The following is an 18998-nucleotide window of genomic DNA, read 5'->3' as shown; positions in this document are numbered from 1 at the left end:
TTAAACTTAAGGCAGGGGGAATCCTGCTTTTTTAGTATAAAATTTACATATAATATTTATGGAGTATTTAACATGTTAAAGATAATAATAGATATTTTCAAAGATTTCAAAATAAAAGTTTTTTATTTTATTGCTGGCATCATGGTTATACTATATACGTTAGTAAAATATGGAGAAGTTACAGAAAAAACATATAAAGTTTTAATCAGTACACTACATATTATTTTGTTACATTGGGTATCAGTGATAATTATTGTAGGATTTATAATAGGAGTCGTAAAAATATTAAAATATAGTGATGAAAAATCTAATGAGAGAATTAAGAAGTATAATAAACCTTGTGTAATTGAATCTCATAAGAATAATTATATAGATGTAAAATTAATAGAAAAAAAAGAAACAATGGAAGGAAAGTGGGGAGAAACATTAGAGATATTGCTTAAAAACGTATTAGATACTACCATTAATGAGCTTCAAGGGTCAATACATTTGTATATTAAGCAGAAGAGAATAAAGAAAATAGATTTTAAAATTGAAAATCTAAGGGCAAGTTATGTTGAAAGAGTGTTCTATGAGTTAATTAGTTTCAAAGAAAGAAATTGGGATGAATTTGATGTTTTTATTCAAAAGATTAAAATCTCAGAAAAAATAGAAGAAAACTTTTTTATCTATGGTAAAATAATGATTAGAACTTATTATATGATATTGAATTTTGAACAGTTCTTTGACTATAAGTGTATTGGCATAAGAACAAAATATAATTTAGTTGTGTTGAAAGAAATCCTAAGAAAGGCTTGTTCATATATAATGTTTTTTTCTTTGAGGAAAAGGAAGGTGTATTTTAATGAGAAGCATTCACTATATTTAGCATTCAAGGATTTAATTTGGAGATTTGTGAAATTCTTAATAGTTATAGCTATATTGTTTTTAATGTTTTTACCAATTTTATATTCAGGTGTAGAAATCTTTAAAGTGACTGTTTCATTATATTATATTTGGAAAGATTATTTTCAACAAATTGTTAAAGTTATTTAAATGTATATGGATTAATTCTGATATTGCTAAATTATCCAAAATATTTAAATTTTCTTATGGTATATATCAATTAAATATTAACGCATTGTGCTAGGTTTTATATTGAAAAACATTAAAATTGAAAAAAGCACAAAATATCCCTAGTGAAAAATTAACATTCTTTTGAAATTCAAGTCATCTACAAATAATTAATAGGTCAAAAATAATAAGTTAGTTTTGGATATCGAAAAAACTGGAATTCCAATGTAGCACGAAAATGGATTAGGGATAATTTCAATGTTGAGTATAGTAGTAGAGGTATGCTACAGGTATTACACAGGTTAAATCTTAGTTATACAAGACCAACATATACACTGGCAAAAGCAGACTCTGAAAAGCAAGAAACCTTTAAGCAAGAATTTGAGGTTTTAAAAAAATCTGATTGATGGTAATATTGACCACATTCTTTTTGAAGATGAGTCAATGATTAGATATTATCAAGCAATATGTAAAACATGGTTTCCTAAAGGTCAGCAAAGAATAATTCCAACCTATGGAAAACATGAATGAGTAAAGCTTTTAGGAATTATCAACTATGAAACTGGGAAAGTTTATTGTGAAGAACATAGTAAATATAATGCTGAGATATTTTTAGAATTTCTTAAAAATGTACTTGAACAATATCCAGAAGGTAAAATAGTTATGATTCTTGATAATTCTAAAGTTCACTATGCAAGTTTGCTTGAACAATTTTTAGATCATAATAGTTATCGTATTACATTAATTTTTCTTCCTATATATAGTCCCCAAATGAATATCATAGAAGGTTTATGGGGCTGGATGAAAGACGAGATCATTAGTAATGCTTTTTTTAAGCGTAAAAGAAATTAGGACTGCTGTTCAATGGTTCGTTAACTGGGTTAATCAAGTTCCAGAAACTACAATTAATAGATTGCGTTTACGCATGTAATTTATTTTGTGCGTTATATATAGCACAATGCGTTATACTAAGCTTAATATGTAACAAAGAGGTGTAATTTAATGCGAGATATGCTAAATTGTATAGTTCCTATTTCGAGATTTAATAAAGGTGAAGCTAGTAAAATTTTTGAAGAAGTAAATAAAACAGGATATAAGATAGTCGTGAAAAATAATAAACCTGCTTGTGTTCTCATAACTCCTAAACAATATCAAGAAATGGTAGAAACTATTGAGGATTATGAGTTAATGATTGAGACAAAAAAAAGATTAAAAAATGAAAGTAATATGAAATGTTCTATAGAAGAGGTCATGAAACAACATGAAATAACACAAGAAGAATTAGATAATATACAAGATGTAGAAATAGAGTAATGAGTTGGACGGTTGAATTTACTGAATTAGCAAACAGAGATTTAAATTCGTTTGACAAATCTCAAAAGATAGAAATAACAAAGGCAATACAAAAAGTATCTCAAAATCCATTACCTAATTCAGAGGGAGGTTATGGCAAACTTTTAGGACACAAGACAAATAATAATCTTACAGGTTGTTGTATAAACTTTTTTAAGATTGATATAATATAAATAATAAACCGCTGATGGTTTATGGTTACATAAATTTAAATGAGTTTTAGTAGTTTGGGTGCTTTGGGTAGAAGCGTCCTTTGACTTTTTATTTAATTAGATATATAATCTAACTACAAATTAAAGTTAACAATTTAAATTTAATAAAGTGTTTCATGACAATAAATAAGCTAGTCGTTACCTAGCTTATTTATTTTTTATATATTTTATTAGGATATAAAGGACATTTCAATTTGTCCTACATACCACTCACAAGTAATACTAATTTTGTGAGCGTGGCATTTTTATTTTAATTCATTTTAATAAGGGGGATAAAGAATGGTATAATGAAAAAGGATTTTTACAGTATGAATTTCAATGCATTAGTGGATATTTAAGTTAGGTATAAAATTATAAATGAGGTGGTAAAAATGAAAAGAGTAAATTTGCAATTTTTATTTACACCATGTAAAAAAGGATATGTTGCACTATGTCCAAATTTAGATGGATGTTACACTCAAGGAACAACAAAAGAAGAAGCTTATAAAATGCTTATGGAACTTGTTCGATCAGCCATAACAAAGTTGTCTAAAGATAACGAAGAACTTGATTTTTTTATTGAAGCTAACAGTACACCCGCAGAGTTGGAAAATGTTGAGGTAAATATAGATGATGTCATTACAAGAACAAATTAAAAATAGAATATAAATAATAAGTGGTATTTTTTAAAATATAAAAATTGGCGGATATATTTATGAAGATTATAACTTGGTTAAAATATTTTGTCTATACTCTTATTATCATTTCATTTATGTGTTTAGTAGAATATGTTTTAATTTACTTAAAAAAATTGCAGGAAGTAACATTTAGGTTGCGTATTTATCAATACGATTTAATAACATTTATTCTCTATGCAGCAATTGGTTTCCTCATTGGTTTAGAATACTTTTTAAAACAAAAGAGAAAATAAGGAAGATGAAAAATAAATCTGTGTAAGTTAGTACTAATGGGTTTGTCAAGCCTATACTTCTCACTTTATACTTTTATATTCTATTTTCCAATACTATTCATAAGAAACATATTATCTCAACCAATTGAGTTCTTTTTAAGAATTAATGTAAATTTGATAGCTATATTTCAGTTATTATTTGGGTATGTAGTTATTACAAGTTTATATAAAGTGTCTGAAGAATATTTACAAATCTGAGAGTAATGGAAGTAAAGAATCTTACTCAATTTTAAGCGAAAACATTTTTAATTTAGGATGTTATTGTAGTGAATTTATTGTAAATGAATTCTAAATATTATATAATAAAAGTGATTCATAATAAAATTTCTTGACAGTTTATAAGGTGATAAAATGATAACTCTTAATGAAATTAACATAAATAAGATTGAAGATTATGAGAGTTTAGCAAAATATATTGATAAGCAATATATTCACATAAGATTCATTAAAGAATTAAAAGGCAGAATTGGCTGCAATTGTAATAAAATATATATTGAATATCCTTACTATGATAGTGATTATCTAAGTACATATTATTCTTTTTATATAAAAAAACATAGAGAATACTCAAAAAAGTGTTATAGATTACATTTGTTAAAAGATGATGAATACCTTGGATATGTAACGTTAAGACCCACGATTTCCAATACAAAAGTTGGTAAGTCTTACATTTCTCCGCAATTATTATTAAATACAAAAGCTTATTTAATCCTAGCAGATTTCAAATTACATTTATTAGGCCTAAAATCATTTGTGAAAGCTTTTCCTTGGATGTATCAAGAAACTGATATTTCTGTGTGTGCACATGTTGCAACATGGTCAATAGTAAGATATTTTGGGAATAAATATAAAAATTATATAGATATTCGGATGAGTGATATAATAGAAAGTACACCTGATTATATTAATCGAAAAATTCCATCAAAAGGACTAAATTTAGTGCAAATAACTGATATACTAAGAGAATATGGATTTTATCCTTTGCTAATACAAAAAAATCCATTAAATAAAAATGAGTTTTATGATGAACTAATAGCATATATTGAATCAGGCATACCTTTAGTAGCAGCAATGACAGGTAAAGGCCATGCAATATCAATTTCGGGTCATGGACAAGTCGATTATGCTAAAATAAGTAGTATTAACGATGATACGATATTAAGCGCTAGATTAATAAATTCTATTTTTGTTAATGATGATAATTATTTTCCATATGTTGAGATATTTAAAAGTAATTCAAGCAATATAGTAAAGTATTCTATGGAAGATATTGATTATGTAATTGCACCTTTGTATGATAGAATGCAATTAGGATATAGGTCTGTTGTTAGAAGGATTACTGACTTGATTAAATACACAAACTATGATTTTAAAGGTAAAAAAGTGGTTAGAATATATATGACATCTAGTAATTCATTAAAGAAAAATGCGTTAACATCCAATAATATGAATGATGATTTAAAGGCAATTATTATAAATCTTTGTATGCCAAAGTTTATTTGGTGTGTTGATATATCCACTGAGGATGAATATATAAATGGATTAACTTCGGGTAGAATAATAATTGATACAACTGCTGGTACTTATGAAGAAGAACCGTGGTTACTGATTCATGATACTAAAAAAATAGTATATTTAGATGAAGAATTTTGGAAAAGTAAAAGTGTTAACGTATCTGCATATGATATGTATATAAATAATTTAGTGGAGGTGTAAAAAATGCCAGTACTATCATTAAATAAGATTCAATTTAGAAAAATTGATAATTCAAAACGCATAAATACCCCAACTAGTGAAGAGTATATTGTAGAAACCCAAAAAAACAATGAATTATTAAGGGAAAAGATTTATGAATATACTGAAGCTTATAAAAATGCAAGTCAATACTATGTAAAGTAGTAATTCTGTTAGTATACGTTTTAATAATTTACTAGTGTTTTATGACAATGTTATTGCTTATATTAGTGTTTATGGTAAGTTTACACTTATGAGTAGAAAAAGCAAACCTTTTTAGATGAACTTGACTTTTGTCTATCAATTCAAATGACGATGAAAGAGGTTTTAGACATGATTATTATACTGATATAAGATAGATTACGAGATGTAAAATACTTTGAACAAAGTATAGAAGTTTAGAAATAAATTTTATCCGACAATAAGATGAAGAAAATTAGTTAAATTGAAATAAAAAGGACTATTAAACTTAAAGCAGGAGGAATCCTGCTTTTTTTGGTGAACTTTATGTTTATATGAGGTATACTTTAATCAAGTGGATTTTCAATGATGGCTACTACGGGGGAGGAAAGTTATATGATAGCTGTTAAAATAGCTTTAAGTATTATATGTCTTATTATAATGGCTTTTTGTATTAGGCTATCTGGGGAACTGATTATTAAAAAGGTATTTATCAAATTTAGTTCTATAGTATCAGTAGTAAAAGTAACACCTAAAGTTATCAAATATATAATTAATGAATGGTATAAGTATTTTACTGGCTTACGAAAGGATTATAAAAGTTGTCTTAACAAAGGTATCTTATTTTTTAAGAAAGACTATCTTAATGTTTTGATAGCTTTTTCAATATCTGGTTACTTTTTTTTAATCTTGTTAAAGGATATAGCAAATACATATAATTATAGAAATCATATCATGGATAATTGGATAAATTTAGTGATAATAATTACATCTTTGATATTTTTTACATGTATGCTAATAAAGTATTTTAGGCGAGATAATGTTATTGATTATATTGTTAGAATAATTGCAATATACTTGATTTTGCTTCTTATTGGTATGATAGCAATTCTTGTATTTGTAAATTTAAATAGAACTAAAATTGAGCTGTATTCTATTCCAATTAGCTTATCTGTGTTCATAGTAATATCTGTTGCTGGAATATATTTTTCAACAATATTTTTTAAAAGTAAAATATTAATGCTTGTTTTCACTATAACAATATACATATTTATAATATGCTGTTCTGGGATAATATTTGGGATGTTTTACTGTATTTTTTATGGAATAGATTCTCGTGAAATCATAGCTTTATCTAAATCAGGTCAGAGGTGTATGGTTTTAATAAAGTGTATTAGAATAAGTATAGGATATTTCTATAGCTATCCCGATAGTAAGGTTTTAGGATTTGTTTCAGTATTCCAATATTTCTTAGGTAAGTTTTTGGATGCATTTATGTTGGGATATATATTATACAAGTTCACAGATGATAGGAAAGGTCTAATTACAAATAAATAATACTAAATTTAATCTAATGAAAGCCAGTGAGGATATAAGAGAAAAAATATATGGTATAAGGAAGATATTAAGTAAGATATGATATGGAATTAATGAATAATAATTAGATTTGTAAAATCTTATACAGTATAGTTTTATTTTATAAGAACCTATCTTTAAAGTAGATAATATTAACATTTTATAGTATAATAGTTTTTAAACAAAAGTAGTATGTATATAATAATTCAGTATTTAATTCTAGTAAAATGATAATGATATACCATACTAGTATATATTAAGGAAGAAATAAATTTAATAATGATATATGTTACATGAAAAGTGGATGCGTATCCTGGATGTTTCAAAGTAAAGGAGAACTAATAATAGAAAAAAAAGATGATATGGATGAAGATGAAATTATGATGCAGGCATTGGATGCCGGTGCAGAAGATTTTAATGTTCAGGATGAGGTGTTTCAAATAACTACAACGGTAGAAGACTTTGGTATCGTAAGGGAAAATCTGGAAAATCAGGACTTTGAATTTCTATCATCAGAAATTACAATGATACCCGATAATACAGTATCCGTTGATGTGGCTACTGCAGGAAAAGTTCAAAAGCTCATAGATAAGCTGGAAGATGACGATGATGTCCAGGATGTTTACCACAACGCTGATTTTCCTGATGAGTTTGAAGAATAGTAGGAAAATCAATAGGTTACATAGGTTTGTAAATTGGGAACATAGTGATATACGTTGTGTTTTCCAATTTATGACGATATATAACACCTTTAAATGTATGTATGAAATTACGCACATTCGGGGGTGTTTTTTTATTATGCAATTAGAAGATATATTAAATGAATTTATTTTTGACTGCGAAATCAGAAATTTTTCTAAAAGAACATTAAAATCTTATAGAAATAATAATGCTTTGTTTCATAATTTTTTAAAGAATGAATTTAAGATTACTAAATTGGAACAGATAAAGGCGATCCATATAAAGAAGTATTCTAAATTTATTATGGCAACAGGAGCAAGAAATAATGAGACATGTACTTTATTAAAAGAGGATGTAAAAGATAGAGTTATTTTATTGCTAGGTAAAGGTAATAAGCAAAGACAAGTAGCTATAAGTCCATTATTAAAAAAACATATGATTAGATATGAGCATACCAGGTAAATGTTACAGCACTAAAGGTATATCTTTGCCTAAGTTCTATGTGTTTCGGACAAAAGGATTACTGCTACCCATCACAAGGTTATATCTCTCAAAAGCTCCATATAAGTGTTAGAACGGTACAAAGGAAGCCTTATATCGATTAGCAATTAATAATACCGAATTAACTCATATTACATCTAATATCACCCGAAAGGTGCAATCAGGTGCAGAAAATACTAAAAAGGCTGAGAAGGTATCAGAAAGTAGAAATGAGTTACAAAGTGTAGCTGTTAGTAACAAAGAGGAAGATAAAGGTATTAATAATAGCAATGAAATGCAGAGTCATACTGTAAGTAACAATAAAGAAGGTATAGGAGCTAGAAGTTCCGATGAGGCTAATAAAGATAATAAACTTACCTGATAAAATTAGGCAACCCTTTTAAAAGGGGATCTAATAAATTCCTTATGGAATCTTACTTAGAAATATAATAAGCATATGTTAATTGGCTCAAGCTTGAACGAATCCAGAATTATCCTGGTTGTTTGAAACGGCGTGATTAAAATATGATATTTAGAACTATATAAGTTAAATAAAAATAGGAATAACCGTATAAGATTATTCCTATTAAAAATATTAAAAATGAAATACTACAAATCTTAGAGACCATGCTGTCCAGAACCGTTAGGTGCTCCGTTGCCTTGTCCAGAACCGTTAGGTGCTCCGTTGCCTTGTCCAAAACTGTTAGGTGCTCCATTGCCTTGTCCAAATTGATCAGATGGTGCTGGTAATTCCCAACTAGAGCCCCAACTTGTAAATACATTTAATATTGAATATTCTTGGCTTTGAGTTATAGTACCTACTGTTACTAAAACATCCAGTTGAGCTTTAAAAGTTGAATATGAACCTATTTTGTCACTATAATACAGATTTAATATTATTGATTCTTGAGCTTGAGTTATAGTCCCTGCTGATACTAAGGAATCCAGTTTAGTTTGGAAATTTGTAAAAGTGTAATAATATGAAGTATAACTTACAGGGGCTGGATTTGCATATCTAGGATTCGCATGGACTGTTGTAGCAATTCCTGTATTTATTAATAGTGGTGCTGCGATCATTACAGCTGAAATTATTTTATATTTGTTCTTTAGCATTTTTGTACCTCCAATTATACATAGTATATGTTGTTTTTAGACGACTTTTGTCTCTATACAAGTATGATACTTAAAAAACATGACTGTTTAGTGACGAATCGATGTGAAACATATGTAATTCCTGTAGAAAAAAATATAAATTTTGTGAAAAACCATAAAATATAAGATTTTAAATTGATAGAGCCGTTTTAAGGTGTGTTGAATTTTGGGGTATGCAATTTGTACCTTTTGGATTTTAAAGTACCTTAAATAAGATATTTTTGATTATAGTAATTTAGAAACCCAGTAAAATTAACATATCTAGAATATAAAAATGGAGATAAACATATGAGATTATCTCCATTTAAAAGGTATTAAAAATGTTAACGATAAGCTATCCAATGAAGTTTATTTTCCACAATTATTGGTTGAAGTACTAGGTGGAGTGACTGCTGCTGGAGTATTAACTTTTTGGTTAGTTTGATTTGAGTCACTAGGTTTTGAAGTATTAGTTTTTGAATCTCCAGGTTTTGAGTCACTAGCTTTTGGAGCATTCTGTTTTGAATCATTAGGTTTTGAAGCATTTTGTTTGGTTCCACCAGGTACTGAGGCATTAGTTTTTGAACCACTAGGTTTGGAGTTATTCTTATCAGGGTTTGTTGCATTAGGTTGAGGAGTATTATGGTTTATTGGTGTTGGAGTATTATGTCCTCCACTATTAGGTACTGATATATACCAATTAGAACCCCAACCAGTAAATCCATTTAATATTGGTGCTTTTTTACTGTGAGGTATAACTCCTGATGAGATTAAAGCATCTAGTTCAGCGTCTAAATTCGCTCTAGAACCTATTTTACCATTATAGTACTGATCCAATATTGATTTTTCTTGAGCTTTGGATATAACTCCTGCTTTTACTAAAGAATCTAACTTAGCTTGAAAACTTGTAAAAGAGTAACGAGTTTGACTATAGCTTATAGGTTGTGTATTAGCACATGCATGGACTGTTGTGGCAATTCCTGTATTTGCCAATAGTGGTGCTGCAAGCATTACAGCTGAAATTAATTTGTACTTCATTTTTATCATTTTGATTACCTCCTAGAATTTTTATTATATGATAGTTTTTTTGTTTGATTTACTCTGTAAGAAAATAATACTTGGAAATCATGACCATTAGATGACGTAGTGATGTGAAACTCATGTAATAAATATTTTAGATTTTGTGAAAAACGATAAAATGTGGAATTCTTAATACAATTTTTGTGAGAAATTAGATGAATGGGGGAGTTTAATGAATAAAAGAATTAGTGAAATTATACAAGTCGATGATATTAAGCAATGGAATAAGGGAGATATCATTACAATTACTGCTGGAACTGGGGTAGGTAAAAGTTACTTTGTAAAGAATATACTATATACATTTGCTAGAGGCAATAACAAGAAAATATTAATGCTAATACATAGAAAAAACTGCATAGAACAATTTAAACAAGAAATTACAGAGGATGGCAAAGATGATGTTATTGATATACAAACATATCAGAAGCTAGAAACAATAGATTATAAAATACCCATACAATATGATTTTATTAATACTCTTACATTTTTTAATAAAGATAATACATTAGAATTCTTTGCTAAACAAACAATGAAAACTAAAAATAAAACAATTACATGTAATAAGGAATCTAATTTACCACATATGTGAGGTAATATTATAGCTGAATAGTCACGGAAAGTTTAATATAAATAGCAACATAGATGCTAAAAATATAATAAAAGCAAATACATCTATTTGATGTAGGGATTCTTATATAAAATTTAATCGTGAAGTAGGTCAGGAAAATGGCTTGCTTTTTTATTTTTGAATAGTTTATATAATTAAATAAGAGTGTAACAAAATTAAAAACCACCAATTAGCTAAATGACACTAGCTGGTGGTTAAGTAAATCCTACTTCATCACTCGATTCTATTCGAATACAATTCACCCTTTTAAATTTGCCCATTATATTTATGGGGTATTACACATTACTTTCATTAATTGTAGATTTGTGAAAATCATTCTCCGTGACCCAAGATTTACTATAATAGGGTCTTTATTACTTATTATATTCATAATAGCATAATAGGAATTAAAATACAATAGTATTATTCTGAATATTTCAAGTATTATGATTAAAAATTAGAAATCAAGATGAAGTTTATGCTGCCTTTTTAGTAATAGGAGGGTGTTATGTGTTTGTAGGTGATGTCTTAAAAGAATTTGTGTATATTTTAGTTTATTTTTAAGGCTTTTTTCTCCAATCTAATATTAACTTCTTTACGTAGCAAGACATAAGCTACTGAAAATAAAGGAATAAATAGTATCATCCCCGGAACACCAAAGGTTTTACCTCCTAAAGTTATTGCAAATATGACCCATATGGATGGCAAACCTATAGAATTTCCAACTATTTTCGGATAAATTAAATTATCTTCCAATTGTTTAATTGCTAGGAAAATAAATATGAAAATTCCTGCTTTTATAGGAGAAACCATTAAAATTAAGAATGCCCCTAAGCAAAACCCAATAACCGAGCCCAGTACAGGAATAATTGAAAAGAACCCAATTAGTATGCTAATTACAAGAGCATATGGCATCTTAAAAAGCATCAAAGTTACGAAAAACATAACCCCTAAAATTGCAGATACAGTGCATTGACCAGTGATAAAATTTGAGAAAGTTTTACTAGTCAGATTTAATAATTTTAGTATTGAATATACTTTTTCCTTTTTTACAAACGCATATAGTAGCTTTTTAAATTGTGTACCTAATTTTTCTTTTTGTGCCAATATGTATATAGCAAAAATAAAGGCTAAGATGAATTCTACAGTAGCACTTGCAAAGGTTGTTGCCACATGTAACGTTGAAAGCACAGCTGCGCTAGCACTATTAAAAGCAGTGGATTTTACAGTGTTAAAAATATTCTCCCAATCTATACCCATATTATTAACTAAGTTCATCACATTATTAGATAACCATGTATTACTATCAAGCCACTTTTGGAACACTATTGTAGAACTATCAAAGGCAGATGGAAGTATCTTAATCGTGTCTATAATATTTGGTATAATGATTGATGATATTAATGCTAGAACTCCTATTATAAGAAAACATGAAACCACTATACTAATGCCTCTGCTATGATTCATAAGTACTTTATATGGACCTTTTCTTTTAAGTTTTAGCAATTTTTTAGATATATATGTAACTGGTATATTAATAATAAATGCAATGCATCCACCTAAAATAAAAGGGAAAAACAATTTATATACATGATTTAGCATCCCCATTACATTATTCCAATGGTTAAATACTATGTATAGCACAAATGCTAGTACAACTAAAATAGCAACTTTGCCTCTAATTTTTTTTTCTAACTCCACAGTAATATCACTTCTTTCTTTAAAATCATCATTTCCATTAATCCTCACATTTTATAATTTTACATACTCTAATATCATATAAATTGAAAATTGATTTAATTATAGCTTCTAATTGAAAAATTTAATAGTACAATTTTATATTTTGGGGTATGTAAATTAAATTCGCTTAAATGTTTTTATACAGAAAAATTTCTTGTCACTTAAAATATAAACAAATAATTGTATTTTTATGAAACATTAGATTTACTGTTATTGCTACAATTCCTGCACAGTTACTTCCTAATACGGAAATAAGTCTGGTATAATTCTGTTAAATTCATCTCCTCTACAATAGGAATGTGACGGAATATTTAAATCAACTTTTAGGTTATTTTAGGATGGAAAATGCCGGCAATATTATTGTGGGTAACTTAAATGAAAGAGACGATATTATAAGGTAGTCTAAGATTTTAGAGGAAGCTGAAGATATGGATTTTATCAACAAATTATAGTACTCAAATTATTTGGGTGCTATTTTGTTGAGCGGTGTTCATTAGCTTTCAGTATTTGTTACTTTTTAGGATTGCAGTAATCTTTGTGTACAGATTGACTTATTTAACAATAATCAGTTCATAGAGAATCCATACTAGTGACATTTTGTATGATTATTGATGTCTACTAAAAAATAGAACTAGACTACTTTTCACTCTAGTTACTAAATAAGATCTTCAATATTGCTACAATGAATAACTAATAGTTTTTTATCTAAAAACATTTTAAAATATTCAAGTTAACCATTTCCACTATTGTGCCTACAAAAACTTGTAAAAAATTAGATAAAAAATGAAAATTAAAAACCACCAATTAGCTAAATGACACTAGCTGGTGGTTAAGTAAATCCTACTTTATCACTTGATTCTATTCGAATACAATTCACCCTTTCTACCTAAATTTGCCCATTATATTTATGGGGTATTACACATTACTTTTATTAATTGTAGATTTGTGAAAATTATTCTTTATACCCTAAGATTTACTATAATGGAGTTTATATTACTTATTGAATTTATTATAACATAGTAGGAATTAAAATACAATAACATTATTCTGAATATTTCAAGTATTATGATTAAAAATTAGAAATCAAGATGGAGTTTATGCTGCTTTTTTAATAGGACGTACCGATTTTACAATTCTGCCGAAAACCCAAAATCTGTATCCTAAAAAATTAACTACTTGAGCCAACACCATTGAAATAATTTTTGCAAAAAAAGAATTTATAGAACCATCTTTCATTAATATACTTAAACCTATTAAGCTTACGCCCAGAGAGGCGGAATTAACTATAATAAATTGAACAATTTCATTTGTTGTTTTCTTACCAGTTTTTGTATCATCAAAAGTCCAAAACTTATTTAAAATATAACTATTTAAAGTACCACTGGAATAAGATATTATTTGGCTTATAGCATAATTAATACCAAATAAACTATTTAATATACAGAACACTGCAAAGTCAAGTATGGTATTTAAACATCCTACACAACCAAATCTTGTGATATGCTTGAGTTTTTCATTATTTATAAATGTATTGTAAATATTTTTAACAATAGTCATATAGTTTACCTCCTGTAAACTAGGTAATTATTTATTTTATAATTATAAATTTACTTTGTTACAGTTATGTGGCAGAGATGTTAATTAGTTATGACAATCTTAAACAATATAGCAAGCATATATAATTACATACATCTTACTATAGAAACCTTAAAAATGTTGATGTATTAAGCTCTAGACACTTTCAATATAGATACACAAATCTATGTTAGAAGGTATTTTTTTGTATTTATTTTTTTAGAATATAAAAGTATATTAGTGCAGAAAATAAACTTAAATTTAATATTTTTTAAGATACTTAATGGAGGCAGAGCGTGAAAAAGATAGCAGCTATTATAACTTTTATATTAATTATATGTATAAATAATGGTACCTCTGCAGGGCGTGAAAACTTTGAGGTACATTTTTTAAATGTAGGTCAGAGTGATTGTATTTTAATAAAGGTACACGATAAGAATTATTTGATAGATACAGGAGCTGCATATTATACCAAAAAAGTTATAAGATACTTGGATTTAAATAAAGTAGATAAAATTGAAGGTATAATATTAACTCATTACCATAAGGATCACTATGGTGGCATAACTAAAATAGTTCAATGCAAAAAGGTGCGTAAAGTATATTTGCCTTGTCATGATAATTCTATGAAGTATACAATAAGTAATAAACTAACCAATATGGAAATACCCGTAGAATATATAGGAAGGGATTGGTGTATTAAATCACGGGGTATAAGTCTTAAAGCTATTGCACCCCTGTGTAAAAATATTAATATAGAAAATAATGATTCTATTGTATTACAGGGCAAAATAGGATGCCTGACATACCTATTTGCTGGGGATTGTGAAAAAAGCGAAGAGAGGGATATGATAAATACAGGAGAACTTAAAAAATGTGATATATTAAAGGTTCCACATCATGGACTGAATACAAGTAGTACTAGTGAATTTTTAAATAAAATAAATCCTAGAGTGGCTATTATAACAACTAATAGAAGTACTCCTAATAAAGTAGTAGAAAATAGGTTGGTAAGTAAAGGAATTATAGTCTGGAGAACAGACAAGCAGGGTAATATTTTTATTAAAAACAAAATTTTATATTGTGATAAAAATTATAGTACTATAAGATTAAAATGATGTGTATAATTTTCCAATAAATTGTCCATAATATTCAAAAAAGGAGGGATATTATGGATAGGAGAAAATTACGTACTATAGTACTAGTTATTTTTACTATTTTAATTTTTAGTTTAAGTTGTTATATATGTGTCATAGGATTTCAAAATGCCAACATGAAAAAAGAGTTACTTCAAGTTAAAGAAAAGAATAAGTCTAGTGATACTGTAAAAACAAATTCTAATGTAAATATGTGTGTTTCTGATGAAGCTGAGCTTATATTTAAAATCAAGTATGATAAAAGCGGAGATTACCAGGTAGAAAAAGAAGAATCAGCAAAAGAATTATCAGGAAAAAGTAAAAGTGAAGTTGAAGATATGTACAAAGATGTAGGCTATAAAATTCAAACATTCAATTCAAAAGAAATAATACTGACAAAAGAAGTGGATAAATATGCCCCAAATAAATATGTACTTGGTATAAAAGGCGATGTAATTGCCATATATAAGACAGATAAAGAAGGAAATATGTTTATAGAAAATGAAAAGACAGACATAACTGACATAAAGATAAAAAAATTAAAGGAAGAAGATATCAAGCTTTTAACTAAGGGAGATAAGTATTTTCAATGCAATACGCGGGAGGAAGCACAGTCACGCCTTGAAGACTATGAATAATAGTAGCCTCCAGGGCTTTTTCTATTTTTTACTTAATGATATAATTATTATGTTATAGGATTTGAACGAACTTTAAAATATTTTCTTGAACTAAATTATTTCCCATGATAAAGTAATATATGTTATGTTGGAATTTAACAAGTTTCTGTATTTTTGGAGGAGTTTCATAATGTATGAATATATAAAAGGAATATATAAAGGGGTAAATAAAGACTATATAGTAGTTGAAAACAATGGTATAGGATATAAAATAAATACCTCTGGAAGTACTATTACTAAAACTCCTAAAATAGGTGAAAGTATAACTTTATATTTACAACAAATAGTGAGGGAAGACTTTATAGGATTGTATGGTTTTTTGACAAAAGAAGAAATTAACATGTTTAATCTTCTTCTTACCATAAATGGTATAGGGGCAAAGGCTGCACTTTCCCTTTTATCTATAAGTAATGTAAATAATTTAAAATGTGCTATAATATCTGGAGATGAAAAGAATTTGGTGAGGGCTCCTGGGGTAGGCAAGAAAACTGCACAGAGAATTATTTTAGAACTTAAAGATAAAATAAAACCAGAAGAAATCACGGGTTATGAAAAAAGTGATAGACAAACTAATGTGGAAGAAGATAGAAAAGAAGTTTTGCAAGCTTTAGTAGCTCTTGGGTATTCTGAAAAAGAGGCGGTTAAAGCTCTCGATTTCATAGGTAATAATGATTCTATTGAATTAATGATAAAAAATGCTTTGAAATTTTTAATGAATTAGGCTAGGTGATGGGTGTGGAAAATAGAATAGTTACACCGCTAAATATTAAAGGTGATGCAGATGGCGAGTATAGTTTAAGACCTAAAAGACTTAGTGAATATATAGGACAGAGAAAAGTGAAAGAGAAGTTAAAAATATTCATAGAAGCTGCTAAAAATAGAAAAGAAGCTTTAGATCATGTGTTGTTTTATGGTCCTCCGGGACTTGGTAAAACTACTCTGGCTAATATAATCGCCTTGGAAATGGGCGGGAATTTAAAAATAACGTCAGGACCTGTTATAGAAAGGGCGGGAGATTTAGCTGCAATACTTACTGGTCTTGATGATATGGATGTGCTTTTTATAGATGAAATACACAGATTAAATAGAAGTGTAGAAGAAATACTATATCCAGCTATGGAAGACTATGCACTGGATATTGTTATAGGAAAGGGAGCATCTACCAAATCTATAAGACTTGATTTGCCTAAATTTACTCTTATAGGAGCCACTACTAGAGTAGGACTTTTAACGGCACCATTAAGAGATAGGTTTGGTGTTTTATGTCCTATGGATTTTTATGAACAAGATGAATTAAGTGAAATTGTAGTTAGATCCTCAGATATACTTAAAATAAAAATAGAGCCTGAAGCTGCAGTAGAGATAGGAAAAAGATCCAGAGGAACTCCTAGAATTGCTAATAGACTTTTAAAGAGAGTAAGAGATTATTCAGAGGTCAAAGGCAGTGGTGTAATAGATTTAAAAACCAGTGATGCAGCACTTGAACTACTGGAAGTGGATAAAGATGGCTTTGATAGTATAGATAATAAGATATTAAAAGCAATTATTGATAATTTTAATGGAGGCCCTGTGGGCATAGAAACTCTGGCCTATTTTATTGGGGAAGAATTGGATACCATAGAAGATGTATATGAACCCTATCTGTTGCAAAGGGGATTTATAATTAGAACTCCCAGGGGAAGGGTAGCATCTGACCGTGCATACAGGCACTTTAATATAACTAGAGAAAAAAACAGCAGTAACTTGCATAAAAAAATGAAACAGTCATCTTTACCCGATTGCTAGCATTACTAACATCCCCATCGCACTCTGTGAAAGCGATTCACACAAAATTAAAAATTTTGGTTCTCTGCTTTTCTATCAAAGTGGGGGATAAGCACTGCTACGCGCCTGGATAAGTTCTTCTAAGGTTCAGCTGGAGAAAGTCGTCCTTATAAGCAAACTCCATCTAAACCTAAGAATCACTTGATTTGAGGGTGAAGTGTGATTTAACATAATTATACAGGACGAAATGGAGTGAGACCTATTGGAAGTTACAGATTTTGATTTTTATTTGCCAGAGGAGTTAATTGCACAGAAGCCGTTAAAACAAAGAGATGAAGGAAGGCTCATGATACTGGATAAAAACACTGGTAAAATTGAGCATAGAGTATTTAAGGATATAATAAATTATTTAAATCCAGGTGATTGTCTTGTATTAAATGATACCAGGGTTTTGCCTGCAAGACTTATAGGTATCAAAGAAGATACTGGAGGCAGAATGGAATTTCTGCTATTAAAAAGAAGGGAACAGTCCCTTTGGGAAACTTTAGTTAAACCAGGAAAAAGGGCTAAGGTTGGCAGTAGATTTGACTTTGGTAATGGCCAGTTAAAAGCAGAAATAGTTAATGTAAAACAAGATGGAAATAGAATAGTGAAATTTGAATACAGCGGTATATTTGAAGAGATATTGGATAAGTTAGGGGAAATGCCTCTTCCGCCGTACATAAAAGAAGAATTAGATGATAAGGAAATGTATCAAACAGTGTATTCCAAGGAAGAAGGCTCTGCAGCAGCACCTACAGCTGGACTCCATTTTACTGAGGAGTTGTTAAAAAGGTTGTGTGAAAAAGGTGTAAAGCTTGCATTCTTAACTTTACATGTGGGTCTTGGAACTTTTAGACCTGTTAAAGTAAAAAACATAGAAGAGCATAACATGCATTCTGAATTTTATTCTATGTCAAAAGAAACTGCAGATATGATAAACAAAGCTAAAGAAAGTGGTCATAGTGTAATCGCAGTAGGAACTACATCCTGCAGGACGCTTGAAACCATTGGAGATAAGAATGGAAGGGTTAGAGAGCAATCGGGCTGGACGGATATATTTATATATCCAGGATATAAATACAAAGTAGTAGATAAACTTATAACAAATTTTCATCTTCCACAATCAACTCTTATAATGCTTGTAAGTGCATTTTATGGAAGAGAAAATACATTGTATGCTTATAATATGGCAGTAAAAGAAAAATATCGTTTCTTTAGTTTTGGTGATGCCATGTTCATCAAGTAGAT

General features: G+C 28.4%; 19 protein-coding genes and 4 pseudogenes. 19 read left to right on the top strand and 4 right to left on the bottom strand.

All coding sequences use genetic code 11. From position 1 onward, the window contains the following. Window positions 1–72: 72 nt before the first annotated feature. From ACJDU8_RS02325 to ACJDU8_RS02265, 13 genes and pseudogenes are all read left to right on the top strand, one after another. The gene (locus tag ACJDU8_RS02325; RefSeq protein WP_406790533.1) at window positions 73–1035 is read left to right on the top strand and encodes a hypothetical protein; all 963 of its coding nucleotides are present in this window, start codon (window positions 73–75) and stop codon (window positions 1033–1035) included. A gap of 245 nt (window positions 1036–1280) precedes the next feature. Beyond that, window positions 1281–1460 (top strand): annotated as a pseudogene (locus tag ACJDU8_RS02320) (helix-turn-helix domain-containing protein); the annotation flags it as partial. Window positions 1461–1596: 136 nt separating this feature from the next. Then, window positions 1597–1905: pseudogene (locus ACJDU8_RS02315) on the top strand (IS630 family transposase); the annotation flags it as partial. Between the two features lie 150 nt (window positions 1906–2055). Continuing rightward, a complete protein-coding gene (locus tag ACJDU8_RS02310) occupies window positions 2056–2367 on the top strand; it encodes a type II toxin-antitoxin system prevent-host-death family antitoxin (RefSeq protein WP_406790532.1) in 312 nt (103 codons plus the stop codon). Then, window positions 2367–2579, top strand: a complete 213-nt coding sequence (locus ACJDU8_RS02305) for a type II toxin-antitoxin system RelE family toxin (protein ID WP_406790531.1) — start codon at window positions 2367–2369, stop codon at window positions 2577–2579. Before ACJDU8_RS02310 ends, ACJDU8_RS02305 begins: the two co-directional genes overlap by 1 nt. A gap of 410 nt (window positions 2580–2989) precedes the next feature. Further along, window positions 2990–3253: a type II toxin-antitoxin system HicB family antitoxin gene (locus ACJDU8_RS02300; RefSeq protein ID WP_406790530.1), complete on the top strand. Its 264-nt coding sequence runs from the start codon at window positions 2990–2992 to the stop codon at window positions 3251–3253. Window positions 3254–3918: 665 nt separating this feature from the next. Beyond that, window positions 3919–5283 (top strand): hypothetical protein, encoded by a 1365-nt coding sequence (locus ACJDU8_RS02295; RefSeq protein WP_406790529.1) that lies wholly within the window; start codon window positions 3919–3921, stop codon window positions 5281–5283. 3 nt (window positions 5284–5286) lie between these two features. Then, the gene (locus tag ACJDU8_RS02290) at window positions 5287–5466 is read left to right on the top strand and encodes a hypothetical protein (protein ID WP_406790528.1); all 180 of its coding nucleotides are present in this window, start codon (window positions 5287–5289) and stop codon (window positions 5464–5466) included. A gap of 411 nt (window positions 5467–5877) precedes the next feature. Then, window positions 5878–6819, top strand: a complete 942-nt coding sequence (locus tag ACJDU8_RS02285) for a hypothetical protein (protein ID WP_406790527.1) — start codon at window positions 5878–5880, stop codon at window positions 6817–6819. A gap of 317 nt (window positions 6820–7136) precedes the next feature. After that, window positions 7137–7499 (top strand): annotated as a pseudogene (locus tag ACJDU8_RS02280) (YebC/PmpR family DNA-binding transcriptional regulator); the annotation flags it as partial. A 136-nt stretch (window positions 7500–7635) separates the two neighbouring features. After that, the gene (locus ACJDU8_RS02275) at window positions 7636–7980 is read left to right on the top strand and encodes a hypothetical protein (RefSeq protein WP_406790526.1); all 345 of its coding nucleotides are present in this window, start codon (window positions 7636–7638) and stop codon (window positions 7978–7980) included. A 20-nt stretch (window positions 7981–8000) separates the two neighbouring features. Next, window positions 8001–8123 (top strand): annotated as a pseudogene (locus ACJDU8_RS02270) (hypothetical protein); the annotation flags it as partial. A 50-nt stretch (window positions 8124–8173) separates the two neighbouring features. Continuing rightward, complete coding sequence (locus tag ACJDU8_RS02265) at window positions 8174–8380, top strand: hypothetical protein (protein ID WP_406790525.1); 207 nt, start codon at window positions 8174–8176, stop codon at window positions 8378–8380. 236 nt (window positions 8381–8616) lie between these two features. Here the strand turns inward: ACJDU8_RS02265 and ACJDU8_RS02260 are convergent, their stop codons facing one another. Next, window positions 8617–9111 carry a hypothetical protein gene (locus tag ACJDU8_RS02260; RefSeq protein WP_406790524.1) on the bottom strand — a complete coding sequence of 165 codons (495 nt, stop codon included), beginning with the start codon at window positions 9109–9111 and terminating at the stop codon, window positions 8617–8619. Between the two features lie 387 nt (window positions 9112–9498). After that, on the bottom strand, window positions 9499–10176 hold the full coding sequence (locus tag ACJDU8_RS02255; RefSeq protein ID WP_406790523.1) for a hypothetical protein: 678 nt from the start codon (window positions 10174–10176) through the stop codon (window positions 9499–9501). 205 nt (window positions 10177–10381) lie between these two features. Between ACJDU8_RS02255 and ACJDU8_RS02250 the strand changes: the two genes are divergently transcribed. Next, a complete protein-coding gene (locus ACJDU8_RS02250) occupies window positions 10382–10798 on the top strand; it encodes a DEAD/DEAH box helicase family protein (RefSeq protein WP_406790522.1) in 417 nt (138 codons plus the stop codon). A 567-nt stretch (window positions 10799–11365) separates the two neighbouring features. Here the strand turns inward: ACJDU8_RS02250 and ACJDU8_RS02245 are convergent. Then, complete coding sequence (locus ACJDU8_RS02245) at window positions 11366–12517, bottom strand: AI-2E family transporter (RefSeq protein WP_406790521.1); 1152 nt, start codon at window positions 12515–12517, stop codon at window positions 11366–11368. A gap of 1134 nt (window positions 12518–13651) precedes the next feature. Beyond that, window positions 13652–14113 carry a GtrA family protein gene (locus ACJDU8_RS02240; RefSeq protein WP_406790520.1) on the bottom strand — a complete coding sequence of 154 codons (462 nt, stop codon included), beginning with the start codon at window positions 14111–14113 and terminating at the stop codon, window positions 13652–13654. A gap of 314 nt (window positions 14114–14427) precedes the next feature. Between ACJDU8_RS02240 and ACJDU8_RS02235 the strand changes: the two genes are divergently transcribed. The 5 genes from ACJDU8_RS02235 to queA all read left to right on the top strand — a co-directional run bounded on the left by ACJDU8_RS02235 (window position 14428) and on the right by queA (window position 18996). Next, window positions 14428–15249 (top strand): ComEC/Rec2 family competence protein, encoded by an 822-nt coding sequence (locus tag ACJDU8_RS02235; protein ID WP_406790519.1) that lies wholly within the window; start codon window positions 14428–14430, stop codon window positions 15247–15249. Window positions 15250–15302: 53 nt separating this feature from the next. After that, window positions 15303–15905: a hypothetical protein gene (locus ACJDU8_RS02230; protein WP_406790518.1), complete on the top strand. Its 603-nt coding sequence runs from the start codon at window positions 15303–15305 to the stop codon at window positions 15903–15905. Window positions 15906–16074: 169 nt separating this feature from the next. After that, window positions 16075–16665 carry a Holliday junction branch migration protein RuvA gene (ruvA, locus tag ACJDU8_RS02225; RefSeq protein WP_406790517.1) on the top strand — a complete coding sequence of 197 codons (591 nt, stop codon included), beginning with the start codon at window positions 16075–16077 and terminating at the stop codon, window positions 16663–16665. 14 nt (window positions 16666–16679) lie between these two features. Then, window positions 16680–17729 carry a Holliday junction branch migration DNA helicase RuvB gene (gene ruvB / locus ACJDU8_RS02220; protein WP_406790516.1) on the top strand — a complete coding sequence of 350 codons (1050 nt, stop codon included), beginning with the start codon at window positions 16680–16682 and terminating at the stop codon, window positions 17727–17729. A gap of 241 nt (window positions 17730–17970) precedes the next feature. Beyond that, a complete protein-coding gene (gene queA, locus ACJDU8_RS02215) occupies window positions 17971–18996 on the top strand; it encodes a tRNA preQ1(34) S-adenosylmethionine ribosyltransferase-isomerase QueA (protein WP_406790515.1) in 1026 nt (341 codons plus the stop codon). Window positions 18997–18998 lie beyond the last annotated feature (2 nt).

The organism is Candidatus Clostridium eludens, assembly GCF_045310515.1.
GTDB lineage: Bacteria > Bacillota > Clostridia > Clostridiales > Clostridiaceae > Clostridium_B > Clostridium_B eludens.
The sequence above is the reverse complement of the archived record's forward strand: the minus strand, read 5'-3'. Positions and strand labels throughout refer to the sequence as shown.